Raw genomic sequence first — 14,216 nt, 5'->3', positions numbered from 1 at the left:
GTTTTTATCTTTTTTTAAGATGGATTCATTAAATCCTCAATTTCATCTGCTTCAATAGGTATGTTTTGCATTAGATTAAATGGAGATCCATTTTCTTGAATTACAACATCATCTTCTAAACGAATTCCAAAACCTTCATCAGGAATATATATAGCCGGTTCTACAGTAAATACCATGTTGGCTTGCATAGGTTCGTGTAGTAAACCATAATCATGGGTATCTAAACCAATGTGATGACTTGTACCATGCATAAAATATTTTTTATAAGCTGGCCAATTGGGGTCTTCATTTTGCACATCAGCCTTGTCTAATAAACCTAGATTTAACAATTCTGACGTCATTACTTTACCAACTTCTATATGATATTCTTTCCATAAAACTCCAGGAGCTAACATATTTGTAGCTTCTTTTTTCACTTTATTTACGGCATTATAAACGGCTTTTTGCCTGTCAGAAAATTTTCCAGAAACAGGTATAGTTCTAGATAAATCACTTTTATAATTGGCGTATTCTGCAGCAATATCAAACAAAATTAAATCCCCACTTTTACACTGTTGATTGTTTTCTATATAGTGCAAAACATTGGCATTATTTCCTGATGCTATAATTGGTGTGTATGCAAAACCTTTAGATCTGTTTTTTACAAATTCGTGCAATAATTCTGCTTCAATTTCATATTCCCAAACTCCTGGTTTTACAAAGTTTAAAATTCTTCTAAAACCTTTTTCGGTAATATTACAAGCTTGTTGCATTAAATCCAATTCAATTTGATCTTTAACAGAGCGTAATCGTTGTAAAATAGGATTGCTTTTTGCCACAGAATGTGCAGGATATTTTGCCAATAACCATTTTGTAAATCGATCTTCTCGAGTTTCTGTTTCTACAGAGGCTCTATAATGTTCGTTAGTATTAATGTAAAAACGATCTGCATAGGCACTCATTTCGAAAAGTATTTTTTCTAAATCTTGCAACCAATACACAGTTTTAATGCCAGAAGTTGTAAATGCAGCTTCTTTAGTTAATTTTTCACCTTCCCAAATGGCAATATGCTCATTGGTTTCTCTAACAAAAAGCACTTCTCTTAACTCTTCATTTGGGCAATCAGGAAAAAGTAACAAGATGCTTTCTTCTTGGTCTACACCACTTAAATAAAAAATATCTCTATGTTGCTCAAAAGGCATTGTGCTATCTGCACTTATAGGATAAATGTCATTAGAGTTAAAAACAGCAATACTTTTAGGTAGCATTTGCGCCATAAAGTTTTTACGGTTTTTAATAAATAAAGCGGAATCTATAGGATGATATTTCATAAGTATACAATATTGAAAAGAGACACAAATATACTAATATAAACCTATAGATAAAGTTGAGCTATTATCAATTATTGATACTTTTTGTTTTAATTACAAAACATTTTAAGACACTAAATTCCTTAAAACTATTTCAAAAAAATGAATAAATTTAGCTTTTTTCATTTCTTTGATTTCTACTATTTCTTCTGCCTTTTTCAGGATTATTTTTCGAATTAGCACCTCTAAAACGAGGTTTTCTTTTCGGTTTTTTAGTTGATGAAGTATTTGTGTTTGTAGTATTATTTTTCTTTTTAAAAGAACCTTTTTTTTGTGTAGCCGCTCTTTTAGGTGCAGTAGTTTCTGTAGGTTCAAAACCAGCAACAATTGTAGATTTTAATTCTTCCTTGAGCAGTTTTTCTATTTCTTTTTGATATTCAGTTTCTTCGCTACAAACCAAAGAAATGGCTTCTCCTTTTGCACCAGCTCTACCTGTTCTACCAATTCTGTGTACATAATCTTCTGGTACATTTGGCAGTTCATAATTAATTACGTGTGGTAATAATGGGATGTCTAAACCACGAGCAGCAATATCTGTAGCTACTAAAACTTTGATGGAATTATCTTTAAAATCTCTCAAGGCTTTTGTTCTTGCACCTTGACTTTTATTTCCATGTATGGCCGCCGCCGAAATTTTAGATTTTATCAAATTTTGAGTCAATTTATTGGCACCATGTTTTGTTCTGGTAAAAATTAAAACTTGGTTCCAATTATTCTCTTTTATCAATTTAACAGTAAACTCTGTTTTTCGTTTTTTATCAACCTTAAAAACACTGTGTGTTACTTTTTTTGCAGTAGAATTTTGTGGTGCAGTTTCTACCTCAACAGGATTTTTTAAAATACCATTGGCAAGCTTTTTTATATCCTGAGAAAAAGTAGCAGAAAAGAGTAAATTCTGACGTTTTTCTGGCATAAAACTTATAATCTTGTTGATGTCTCTTACAAAACCCATATCCAACATTCTATCAGCTTCATCTAAAACTAAAACATCAATTCTTTTAAAAGATACTGCTTTTTGATCGTGTAAATCGAGTAACCTTCCAGGTGTTGCTACTAAAATATCTACACCTCTTTTTAGTGTAACAATTTGCGATGCTGGTTTAACTCCGCCAAAAACAACTGCAGATTTTATGTTTACGTATTTACTGTATTCTCTTACATTATCGTAAACTTGTGCGGCTAATTCTCTTGTAGGTGTTAAAACCAAAGCACGTAAAGGTCTGTATTTTGGGTGTTTGGTTTCTGATAAATATTGTAAAACAGGCAAAGTAAATCCTGCTGTTTTTCCTGTTCCTGTTTGGGCAGATGCCAAAACATCTTTTCCTTGTAAAATATGTGGTATTGCTTTTTGCTGAATAGGAGAAGGTTTTGTGTATCCTTTTTCTTCTACTGCTTTAGTAAAGGCATCTGATAAGCCTAGAGATTTAAATGTCATAAATGGTATTTAAGAAACAATTTTTTCATCATTTCTAATAAAGTGCAAATGTAGGTGGATTCTTTTGCTTTCGTGTTGTTATTTGCCGTAAATAAAAAAAGATGCCATTTAGAGCATCTTTTTTATCTGTAATTTTTTTAGAATTTTATCTTCTTCTAGAACGCGACCCTCTTAAAACACCCACTAAAAATAAAATTACAATGGCACCAGTTGCGCCAACTATAATGTCTTCTAACCAGTAAGGGTTTACATTTATTTTTATGCCTAATTGTCCATAAAGCCAATCGCCAACAAAACTACCAGCAATACCTATTATAATATTTACTAATAGTCCAAAACCGTTATCTCTCATTAATACATCTGCTATATAACCACATATAGCACCAATAATTATTGTGTATAATAATCCCATTTTAAATAAAATTTAATTGATTAATTAAACGCAAATTAATAAAAATTAACAGTTAATTCTAAAAGAAGTCCTTAAAAACTAATATTTTAGTCGAAAAAATAGCCTTATACAGGTAAATTATAACCAATCAATAACTAATACTTCATTTTTTTATGAAAAAAGCACTACTCTTTAGTTTCGTTTTACTAACAACATTTGTTTTTGGTCAACAAAAAACAACAAGCGCTTCTGATGTTCATCAATCTTTAACCAAGAAATCTAAAATGATGACTTCTTCGTTGGTTAAAAACATCAATTTTACAAATATCGGACCTACTATTATGAGTGGTAGAGTTGTAGATGTTGCTGTAAACCCAAATAACACAACAGAATTTTATGTGGGTTATGCCTCTGGTGGTTTGTGGTATACAAATAATAACGGAACCACTTTTACACCAGTATTAGACAATTCTCCTACTCAAAATATTGGTGACATTGCTGTAGATTGGAACTCAGGTACAATTTGGGTGGGTACAGGAGAAAAAAATTCATCAAGATCTAGTTATGCTGGTATTGGGATGTTAAAATCTACGGATAAAGGTAAAACTTGGACAAATGTTGGTTTGTTAGATTCTCATCATATTAGTAGAATTCTTATCAACCCAAATAATCCAGATGAGGTTATTGTAGGTGTTATTGGGCATTTATATTCATCAAACAAAGAAAGAGGGATTTTTAAAACCACAGATGGTGGTAAAACTTGGTCTAATCCTTTATTTATTAATAACAATACAGGAATTATAGACGTTGCTTTTGCGCCAGAAAACTTCAATATTATGTATGCTGCTTCTTGGGAAAGAGAGCGTAAAGCTTGGAATTTTGATGGTGATGGAAAAAATTCTGCAATTTACAAAAGTACAGATGCAGGAAATACTTGGTCAAAAATTAGCGAAAAAAGTGGTTTTCCTGTGGGAGATGGTGTAGGTAGAATTGGTTTGGCTGTTTTTAATGAAAATACAGTGTATGCTTTGCACGACAGTCAGTTTAGAAGACCAAAAGATGCAGATAAAAAAGCTTCTAGTGAGTTGTCTAAAGACGATTTTAAAACCATGTCTAAAGACGATTTATTAAAATTAGACGATAAAAAATTAAATGCGTATTTAAAAAATAACGGATTTCAAGAAAAATACAGAGCTCAGAATGTAAAACAAATGGTTAGAGTTGGTTCTGTAAAACCTGTAGATTTAGCAAGTTATTTAGAAGATGCTAATTCTATGTTATTCGATACTCCAGTTATTGGAGCAGAAGTTTTTAAAACTACAAATGGAGGTAAAACTTGGAAAAAAACACACACCGATTTTTTAAATGGTGTTTATAGCTCTTATGGTTATTATTTTGGTGAAATTAGAGTGGATTTACAAGACGAAAACGGAATTTACGTTTTAGGTGTCCCTATTATAAAATCGAAAGATGGTGGAAAAACGTTTACATCTATCAGTAGAGAAAATGTACATTCAGATCACCAAGCTTTGTGGGTAAATCCTAAAAAATCGGGTCATATTTTAAATGGTAATGATGGTGGTTTAAACCTTTCTTATGATGATGGAGAAAACTGGATTAAATTAAACGATCCTGCAGTTGGTCAATTTTATGCTGTGTATGCAGACAATCAAAAAAACTATAAAGTGTATGGTGGTTTGCAAGATAATGGGGTTTGGGTTGCAAATAACAATGCAAGAATAAATAAAGAATGGCAAGCATCTGGTCAAAATCCATATGAGTCAATTATGGGAGGAGATGGAATGCAAGTGCAAGTTGATGACAGAAATCCAAATATTGTTTACACAGGATATCAGTTTGGAAACTATTACAGAATTAATAGAGAAACAGGTAAAAGCAAATACATACAACCAAAACATACTTTAGGCGAAACCCCTTATCGTTTCAATTGGCAAACTCCTATTTTATTATCAAAACACAATCAAGATATTTTATATTTGGGAGGTAATAAATTACACAGATCTTTAAATCAAGGTGATGATTGGGAAACCATTTCTGGCGATTTAACAACTGGTGGTAAAAAAGGAAATGTTGCTTACGGAACATTAACCACAATTTCAGAAAGTCCTTTTCAATTTGGACTGATATACGTAGGTTCTGATGATGGTTACATCAACCTTACAAAAAACGGTGGAGGTTCTTGGTCTAGAATTTCGAACAATTTGCCACAAAATTTATGGGTCTCTAGAGTTATTGCATCAGCTCACAAAAAAGAAAGAGTTTACGCAACATTAAATGGATATAGATTCGACGATTTTAAACCTTATGTTTATATGTCTGATGATTATGGACAAACTTGGAAAAATATTGGAGAGTCTATTCCTACAGCTGCTGTAAACGTAATTAAAGAAGATCCAGCCAACGAAAATGTGTTGTATTTAGGTACAGACAATGGGTTGTATGTTTCTTTTGATAAAGGGACTTCGTGGAATGCATTTAGCAAGAATTTACCTAATGTTGCAGTGCACGATTTGGTAATTCAACCAACAGCAAAACACTTAATTGTAGGGACACATGGACGTAGTTTATATAGAGCAGATATAGCACCTGTTCAAAAAATGTCCAAAGAAGTTTTATCAAAATCTACCCATATTTTTTCTATTGATGATATTAGAAAAAGTAGAAATTGGGGGCGTTCTTGGAGTCAGTGGAGAGCAGCAAATGAGCCAGAACTAGTCATTCCTTTTTACTCAAAAATCAAAACAAAAACGGTTGTCGATATTTATAAAGATGATATAAAAGTAAACTCAATTTCTGTAGACGCAGATAAAGGGTTTAATGCATTTTCTTTTGATGTAACTTTTTCTAAAAACGGATTAAAATCATACAAAAAAGCCAATGAAAAAGAAGATATAAAAGCAGCGCAAAATGATGTATTTTACTTACCTAAAGGAAAATATGTTGTAAAAATTGGCGATGCCAAAAGCGAGTTTAAAATAAAGTAAAATTTTTATTTAATATTATTTTTTATAAACCTCACAAACTTAAATGTCTGTGAGGTTTTATATCTTTGAGTATGAAAATTTTTAGTATTTATTTCTGTTTATTTTTTTGCATTTCGTTACATGCTCAATCGAATTTTAAAAAATTTCTAAAGCTCTCTAAACCTTTAAAAAGCTGGGTAGCTTTGCATCCTTTTAAGGCAAAAAAAGCATTGTTAATTTCTGAAGAAGCTATAAGAATTTCAGACTCTATTGCAAAAACAAATGTCTTAGATGGCGATGTTTCTGGAGGACAAGTAGATGCTTTTAGACACGCCTTTTGGATGGCAAGATTGCACCAAGAATTGGGTAAATCTGCAGCAAGAACTTTAGGCAAAGCCCACGAAAAAGAAAATTATATTACTTTTAAAAAGAATCAATTAGAAGAGGGTTATGTGCCAGATGAAATTTCGTCTAAAATGGATTTATGGAATAACGAACAGGGTATAAAGCTAATTACTAAAGGAAGTAAAGTTTCTAAAAAAGGATTAATTTTTAGAGTAATAAATGCCATTTTAACAGGTAAAATGAAAATTATTAAAAAAGATAAAAATGGCAATTTTTTAACCCGTAACAACAAAACTATTACACCAGAAGAATTACAAGGTAAATGGAAAAATAATAAATGTTTAATAACATCTAATGCGCAAAATTAAAAGCATTTTAAACTTTAGGTAAACATTACATAACAAGCTTGGTGCTACTTTTATAAATCATAATTTCTTATCAGAAATAAAATGAATAACAAAAAAGTACTGCCGTATTTATTTGCCTTTCTTGCTGCCTGTTTTGGCGTTTATTTACATAACTTATTTTTAGATTTTTATATCGATGATGCTGCTCTATATGGCTCATTAAGTAAGCATATGATTGCCACTGGCGATTTTTTATCGCTAATACACAATCATAAAGATTGGTTAGATAAACCGCATTTTCCTTTTTGGGTAACTGCGCTTTTTTTTAAAAGTTTTGGCGTAAGTTCGTTTACGTATTTTTTGCCCATTACACTTTCTATTTTTGGCTCGTTTATTTACACTTTTAAATTCTCAATTAAATATTATCATAAAATAACAGCTTGGTTAAGTGTTTTTGTGTTGGCAACTGCACAATATACTTTTATGGCGAGTACAGAAGGTAGAATAGAACCATATTTAATGTTGGCAATTATTGCTAGTATTTATCATTTTGATGCCGGTTTTCATCAAAAAAAGAAAATGCATTTAACTTTGGTATCTGTTTATGTAGCCATGGCAATCATGACCAAAGGAATCTTTATTATTGTGCCTATTTTTGGCGGAATTTTAGGCCACTTAATATATCAACAAAGAAACTTAAACGTATTTTTTTCTTGGAGATGGTTATTTATTTTTGGGGTAACATTCATCTTTATTTTACCCGAAATTTATGCGCTTTATATTCAGTTTGATAGTCAACTAGAAAAAGAAGTTTTTGGCAAAAAAGGAGTTTCTGGCATCAAATGGTTTCTTTGGGATAGTCAATTTAGTAGGCTTGTAAATTCTGGACCAATTACAAGAGCAGGAGGAGATGTTTTTTTCTTTTTACATACCCTAATGTGGGCGTTTTTTCCTTGGGGTATTTTGCTATACATCGCTTTTTATAAGAGAATAAAAAGCATTTTTACAAAAACCCATATTGCAGAAAATTATACTTTTTTTGGCGGACTTCTAATGCTGATTTTATTCTCGATATCAAAATTTCAATTGCCCCATTATATTTCTATAGTTTTTCCTTTTTATGCTATTTTGGTGGCACATACCTTAAATAATTCGCTTTCTAAAGTTCAAGTTAAATTGGTAAAAGGAGCACAACTATTAGCAATTGTTTTAGGTGTTTTTTTATTGATATTTTTAACAATAATTGCTAAAACAAATCTTTATTTTACCTTTTTTTGTATGTTGATGTTTGTTTTTATTGCAATAAAAATTTATCATACTAAACTAAACAATACCTTTAAATTAGTCTTGCTTTCTGGTTTTACCTCGCTTGTTTTAAATTTATATGCCAGTGTAAAAGTATATGCTAAAGTTAGCGATTATAGAGCAGGTATTTATGCAGCAGAATACCTTAACAAAAACTACAAGCTTAGCTCTGTGGCTGCTATTGGTAAAATTCCAAATTTGTTCGATTTTTATTCAAATTCGCCAGTTGTTAAATACAAAACGTTACCTAAAAACGAAACCCTAAAATCAGAATTTGTGTTGTCTTTTTTAATAGATAGTGTAAGTACACAAGAAATTTTAAAACACTATAAAGTAGAAAAAAGATTTAAACATTATAATGAAGAAAATATCCAATTAAAGTTTTTTTATCCTAAGAAAAGAGAACAGAACTTAACCGAATTTGTATTGTATAAGAGAGAAGATACTAGCTCAAAAATGGTAACTAAGCTTTAAATTTTACTTTAGATATAGACGCTTAAAACTAAAAAACAATAACATCACTTCAGTTTTTTTGTTAAACGTTTAACCTGGTTATTTAAAATTGTTCTAAATACAGATGAAAACGCTTTAATTTCTTTGCTATCCATTTGTTTAAGCCTTATTTTTGTAGACACAATTTTAACTAACTACACAATGAGCGGATTTTTCAAATCTTCAATTGGAAGAAAAGTAGCAATGGCGCTTTCTGCTTTCTTCCTGATGTTTTTCTTAATAATGCATTTATCAGTAAATTTAATATCACTTTTTAGTGAAGATGCATTTAATACTGCTTCTCATTTTATGGGAACAAATCCAATAGTGCAATTTGCTTTACAGCCAGTTTTAATATTGGGTGTTGTTTTTCATTTTGTAATGGGTTTTATTTTAGAACTTAAAAATAGAAAAGCACAAGGTGTTGCTTATGCTAAAAACAACGGAGCAGCAAATTCTACTTGGATGAGTAGAAATATGATTTACAGCGGAATTGCAATTCTTGCTTTTATCATTTTACATTTTATCGATTTTTGGATTCCAGAATTAAACACAAAATATGTTCTTGGAGACATGTCTGGAATGCACAATGGTGGTTATAGATACTACCATGAATTGGTAGAAAAATTCCACAGTCCATTAAGAGTGGGTGCTTATGTTCTTGCTTTTGTTTTCTTAGGATTACACTTAGCTCACGGATTTACATCAGCTTTCCAATCAATGGGATCAACTGCAGGAAGAAAAAAAGCATTACAAAACTTTGGTAAAATATACTCGATAGTTATTCCTTTAGGATTTATCATTATCGCATTATTTCATCATTTATTTAATAACCATTAATCTTAAATAACAATGGCTTTAGATTCAAAAGTACCTCAAGGTCCAATTAAAGATAAATGGACAGATTATAAAAACAAAATTAACTTAGTAAACCCTGCAAACAAACGTCATATAGATGTAATTGTTGTAGGTACAGGTTTAGCAGGTGGTTCTGCAGCTGCAACATTAGCAGAATTAGGCTACAATGTTAAAGCATTTGCATATCAAGATTCTCCAAGAAGAGCGCATTCTATTGCAGCACAAGGAGGTATTAATGCAGCAAAAAACTATCAAGGAGATGGAGATTCTACTTACAGATTATTTTACGATACTGTAAAAGGTGGAGATTACAGATCTCGTGAAGCAAACGTTTATCGTTTGGCAGAAGTTTCTGCAAATATTATAGATCAATGTGTGGCTCAAGGTGTACCTTTTGCACGTGATTATGGTGGTTTATTAGACAACCGTTCTTTTGGTGGAGTTTTAGTTTCTAGAACTTTTTATGCAAAGGGGCAAACAGGTCAGCAATTATTATTAGGAGCCTATTCTGCAATGAACAGACAAATTGCTCGTGGTAAAATAGAAATGTTTAACAGACACGAAATGTTAGACGTTGTTTTGGTTGATGGTAAAGCAAGAGGAATTATAACACGTAATTTAATTACAGGAGAAATTGAGCGTCATTCTGCACATGCAGTTGTTATTGCTTCTGGTGGATATGGAAATGTATATTTCTTATCAACCAATGCAATGGGTTCTAACGTAACTGCTTCTTGGAAAATCCATAAAAAAGGAGCTTATTTTGCAAATCCTTGTTATACACAAATTCACCCAACATGTATTCCACGTTCTGGAGATTATCAATCAAAATTAACGTTGATGTCAGAATCGTTAAGAAATGATGGTAGAATTTGGGTGCCAAAGAATATGGACGATGTAATTGCCATTAGAGAAGGTAAGAAAAAACCTACAGATTTATCTGAAGACGAAAGAGATTATTATTTAGAAAGACGTTATCCTGCTTTTGGTAACTTAGTACCAAGAGATGTTGCTTCTAGAGCTGCAAAAGAACGTTGTGATGCTGGTTATGGAGTAAATGCTACAGGAGAAGCTGTGTATTTAGATTTTGCTGCTGCCATTACTCGTTATGGAAAAGAGCAAGCTAAAATTCAGAACATAAGCAATCCTTCTGATGCTAAAATTTACGAATTAGGTCAAAAAATAGTAGAAGCTAAATATGGTAACTTATTTCAGATGTACGAGAAAATCGTAGATCAAAATCCATACGAAACTCCTATGATGATTTATCCTGCAGTACACTATACTATGGGTGGTGTTTGGGTTGATTATAACTTAATGACAACCATTCCTGGTTGTTATTGTATTGGTGAGGCTAACTTCTCAGATCATGGTGCTAACAGATTAGGAGCATCTGCATTAATGCAAGGTTTGGCTGATGGATATTTTGTGTTACCATATACTATTGGAGATTATTTAGCTGATGATATTAGAACCGGAAAAATATCAACAGAAACTCCAGAATTTGAAGCCGCAGAAAAAGAAGTAAAAGATAGAATAGATTTCTTTGTAAACAATAAAGGAACCAATTCTGTAGATTATTACCACAAGAAATTAGGAAAAATCATGTGGGATAAATGTGGAATGTCTAGAAACGAAAAAGGTTTAAAAGAAGCAATCGAAGAAATTTCTGCTTTAAGAAAAGATTTCTGGCAAAATGTTTCTGTACCTGGTGGAAGTGAAGAGTATAATGAAGAATTAGCAAAAGCAGGTAGAGTAGCAGATTTCTTAGAATTAGGAGAATTATTTGCAAAAGATGCTTTGGTAAGAGAAGAATCTTGTGGAGGGCACTTTAGAGAAGAATCTGCAGAAGAGTCTGGCCCACAAAAAGGAGAAGCAAAACGTGATGATGAAAACTTTGCTTTTGTTTCTGCTTGGGAATACAAAGGAGAGCCTAAAGATGCTGTTTTACATAAAGAAGAATTAGAGTTTAACGATATTGAATTGAAACAACGTTCATATAAATAAAAGACAAGATGAATTTAACACTTAAAATTTGGAGACAAAAAGACTCAAGTTCAAAGGGTCAAATGGTAGATTATAAAGTGACTGATATTTCAGAGCATATGTCTTTTTTAGAAATGATAGATGTTTTAAACGAAGGTTTAGTAGCTAAAGGAGAAGAACCTGTTGCTTTCGATCATGATTGTAGAGAAGGTATTTGCGGTATGTGTTCTATGTATATTAATGGAGAAGCACATGGGCCAGATAGAGGTATTACAACTTGTCAGTTACACATGCGTATGTTTAACGATGGAGATACGATTACTATAGAACCATTTAGAGCAGCAGCATTTCCTGTAATTAAAGATTTAGTAGTAGACAGAACTGCTTTCGATAGAATTCAGCATGCAGGTGGTTACATTTCTGTAAACACTTCTGGTAACACACAAGATGCCAACTCAATTCCTATTTCTAAACATGCAGCAGATGAGGCTATGGATGCAGCAACTTGTATTGGTTGTGGTGCTTGTGTAGCTACTTGTAAAAACAGTTCTGCAATGCTATTTGTAGGTGCAAAAGTATCTCAATATGCATTATTACCTCAAGGACAAGTAGAAGCTGCAGATCGTGTTAAAAACATGGTTGCACAGATGGATTTAGAAGGTTTTGGAAACTGTACAAACACTGGTGCTTGCGAAGTAGAATGCCCAAAAGGAATTTCTTTAGACAACATTGCAAGAATGAACAGAGAATTGATGAAAGCTTCTATTTAAAGTATATATTTTGTAATTAGAATCCCATTTATTTTTAATAGATGGGGTTTTTTTATGCCCTTTTTCTAGCTCAAATGTTCTAAAAAGGATATCAGAATTTCTTTGCTTATGTGATGAAATATTATTTTTTGTAAATTGGCTAAAACTAATAAACGTCAATACTAATGAATATTTTTAATAGGTTATTTACAATTATTTTAATTTTTGCAACTTCATTTTTAACATTATCACAAGAAAATAATATTAAGCTGGATGGTATAGTAGTAGATGAAAATAATGAACCTATTCCTTATGCTGCAGTGGGTATTACATCAAAATCTATTGGTACAGCAACAACAGAAGAAGGTACTTTTTATCTTTTAGTATCTAGTGCTAATTTTAACGATATTTTAGAGGTTTCTAGTATTGGTTTTGAAACCTTTAAAATAAAAGTTCAAGACTATTTAAACCTACCTGAAAAGAAGATTGTAATTAAAGAAGCAGTAATGGCACTAGATGAAATTGTTATTTCTAATAAAAAACCACATGAATTTGTAAAAAAAGCCATTCAAAACCTGCATAAAAATACAGTAAATAAAAAACATCAATTAAAAGTTTTGTACAGACGTTTTTCATCAGAAAACTCACAAACACGATTTCTTGTTGAGCATTATTTGAATGTTTTAGATTTTGGCCCAAACACGGGAGAATTTGGTGGGTTTGAAATTATAGCAGGTCGTAAATCTGTAGATTATCGTTTTTTAAAAAAGAAGTTATTGTTTCATCCCATGGCTATTATAGGTAATAGAAACCCTATTAGAAATGGGTTTAGAGTAAAAGACTATAATTGGGAAAGAACAGGAGATACTTTTTATGACGGAGAAGATATTTTAATTTTAGAAGGGAAAAAGAAAGGTAGTAAATGGGAGTTTATAAGACTATATGTAGGTTTAGACACTTCAGGTATATATAAAGTAGAAACATCCGATTTACAATCGGTTTATATTTATAAAAAAAATAAGGATGGTAAGTTAGTTTTAAGTTACCATAATAGAACTAGAAGAGGTAAAATGAAATTAACTGATTTGCAAAAAAAATTACTTAAGACAGACCAGCCTGAAATGAGCGAATCTTATAAGCACGAAGTGTATGTTTTGGGTATAGAAACCAACTCTAAAATTGTAAATAAATCTGATTATAAAGTTTTTAAAAAAGATATGGGTGATATAAAATTTACTTATAATGCTGATTTATGGAATTCTTTAAGTTTACCACCAGCAACTTCTTTTTATAAAAAATGTGTAAAGCAATTAGAATCTATTTATGGTGTGCCTTTAGAAAATCAGTTTAAGTTTGCAAATAAATAGAGAAGTAAATAACACCAAATTTTCATTTTGTTAAGAATTGTGCTAATATCAATTTCAGATAATTTGTAGTTTTTTTATTCTTGTTGATTTCTGTGTATAAACACCTCTTTTTAATGTGTTTTAAGCTTACTTAAAACCTTTAAAAAAGTCTTCAGGAGAAATTTCTAATTTTTCTAAAATTTCTAACAATCGAGTTGTATCTAATTTTGTTTTGCCAGTTTCTACTTTGTAAAAACCACTAGAAGTTAAATTTAATAGCACTCCTAAATCCCATTGGGTTAAACCAAGTTCTTTACGTCTTTTAACAATTCGCTTTAAAATAATTTTAGACTTCTCTTCTAGCCTCTCTTTTTCCTTTGCTCTCTCCTTCTCTTTTTCTATTTCTTTTTCTCTCATTTCAATTTTTAAAGTATAAAAATAAGCTAAAAAAATCACTTTTTTACTTTCCATTTTGGCATCCCTATTTATAGGGAGACAGCTCTCTCCCCATTTATAGGGATGCCAAAACAGCCATAGAATTATTTTTATTACTGATAAATCTTTCTCAAATTTGAGCAAAAGAAGTTGCTATGAAAAAGAAATACTACACAAAACCATCAGTCAATGTG

The 14,216-nt window shown here is 31.3% G+C and carries 11 protein-coding genes; 7 read left to right on the top strand and 4 right to left on the bottom strand.

Annotation, left to right across the window (positions count from 1 at the left end):
- Positions 1 to 14: 14 nt before the first annotated feature.
- The 3 genes from ACWYN7_RS02725 to ACWYN7_RS02715 all read right to left on the bottom strand — a co-directional run bounded on the left by ACWYN7_RS02725 (position 15) and on the right by ACWYN7_RS02715 (position 3,196).
- Entirely contained in the window at positions 15 to 1,310 is a 1,296-nt protein-coding gene (locus ACWYN7_RS02725; protein ID WP_462858313.1) for an aminopeptidase P family protein, read from the bottom strand.
- Positions 1,311 to 1,461: 151 nt separating this feature from the next.
- On the bottom strand, positions 1,462 to 2,784 hold the full coding sequence (locus ACWYN7_RS02720; protein ID WP_462858312.1) for a DEAD/DEAH box helicase: 1,323 nt from the start codon (positions 2,782 to 2,784) through the stop codon (positions 1,462 to 1,464).
- 145 nt (positions 2,785 to 2,929) lie between these two features.
- The gene (locus ACWYN7_RS02715; protein ID WP_462858311.1) at positions 2,930 to 3,196 is read right to left on the bottom strand and encodes a GlsB/YeaQ/YmgE family stress response membrane protein; all 267 of its coding nucleotides are present in this window, start codon (positions 3,194 to 3,196) and stop codon (positions 2,930 to 2,932) included.
- A 152-nt stretch (positions 3,197 to 3,348) separates the two neighbouring features.
- Here ACWYN7_RS02715 and ACWYN7_RS02710 point away from each other — a divergent pair, with 152 nt between their 5' ends.
- The 7 genes from ACWYN7_RS02710 to ACWYN7_RS02680 all read left to right on the top strand — a co-directional run bounded on the left by ACWYN7_RS02710 (position 3,349) and on the right by ACWYN7_RS02680 (position 13,608).
- The gene (locus tag ACWYN7_RS02710) at positions 3,349 to 6,180 is read left to right on the top strand and encodes a VPS10 domain-containing protein (protein ID WP_462858310.1); all 2,832 of its coding nucleotides are present in this window, start codon (positions 3,349 to 3,351) and stop codon (positions 6,178 to 6,180) included.
- A gap of 182 nt (positions 6,181 to 6,362) precedes the next feature.
- The gene (locus ACWYN7_RS02705; RefSeq protein ID WP_462858309.1) at positions 6,363 to 6,872 is read left to right on the top strand and encodes a DUF6973 domain-containing protein; all 510 of its coding nucleotides are present in this window, start codon (positions 6,363 to 6,365) and stop codon (positions 6,870 to 6,872) included.
- An 81-nt stretch (positions 6,873 to 6,953) separates the two neighbouring features.
- Positions 6,954 to 8,630, top strand: a complete 1,677-nt coding sequence (locus tag ACWYN7_RS02700) for an ArnT family glycosyltransferase (RefSeq protein ID WP_462858308.1) — start codon at positions 6,954 to 6,956, stop codon at positions 8,628 to 8,630.
- A gap of 180 nt (positions 8,631 to 8,810) precedes the next feature.
- Positions 8,811 to 9,488 (top strand): succinate dehydrogenase cytochrome b subunit, encoded by a 678-nt coding sequence (locus ACWYN7_RS02695; RefSeq protein ID WP_462858307.1) that lies wholly within the window; start codon positions 8,811 to 8,813, stop codon positions 9,486 to 9,488.
- Between the two features lie 12 nt (positions 9,489 to 9,500).
- Positions 9,501 to 11,513: a fumarate reductase/succinate dehydrogenase flavoprotein subunit gene (locus ACWYN7_RS02690; RefSeq protein ID WP_462858306.1), complete on the top strand. Its 2,013-nt coding sequence runs from the start codon at positions 9,501 to 9,503 to the stop codon at positions 11,511 to 11,513.
- An 8-nt stretch (positions 11,514 to 11,521) separates the two neighbouring features.
- Positions 11,522 to 12,262 carry a succinate dehydrogenase/fumarate reductase iron-sulfur subunit gene (locus ACWYN7_RS02685; RefSeq protein WP_462858305.1) on the top strand — a complete coding sequence of 247 codons (741 nt, stop codon included), beginning with the start codon at positions 11,522 to 11,524 and terminating at the stop codon, positions 12,260 to 12,262.
- Between the two features lie 164 nt (positions 12,263 to 12,426).
- On the top strand, positions 12,427 to 13,608 hold the full coding sequence (locus ACWYN7_RS02680; RefSeq protein WP_462858303.1) for a carboxypeptidase-like regulatory domain-containing protein: 1,182 nt from the start codon (positions 12,427 to 12,429) through the stop codon (positions 13,606 to 13,608).
- A 126-nt stretch (positions 13,609 to 13,734) separates the two neighbouring features.
- On the opposite strand, the gene ACWYN7_RS02675 is transcribed toward ACWYN7_RS02680, so the two are convergent.
- Positions 13,735 to 14,058: a helix-turn-helix domain-containing protein gene (locus tag ACWYN7_RS02675; RefSeq protein WP_462858302.1), complete on the bottom strand. Its 324-nt coding sequence runs from the start codon at positions 14,056 to 14,058 to the stop codon at positions 13,735 to 13,737.
- Between the last annotated feature and the right edge of the window lie 158 nt (positions 14,059 to 14,216).

It is taken from the genome of Polaribacter sp. M10, from assembly GCF_054968445.1.
The sequence above is the reverse complement of the archived record's forward strand: the minus strand, read 5'-3'. Positions and strand labels throughout refer to the sequence as shown.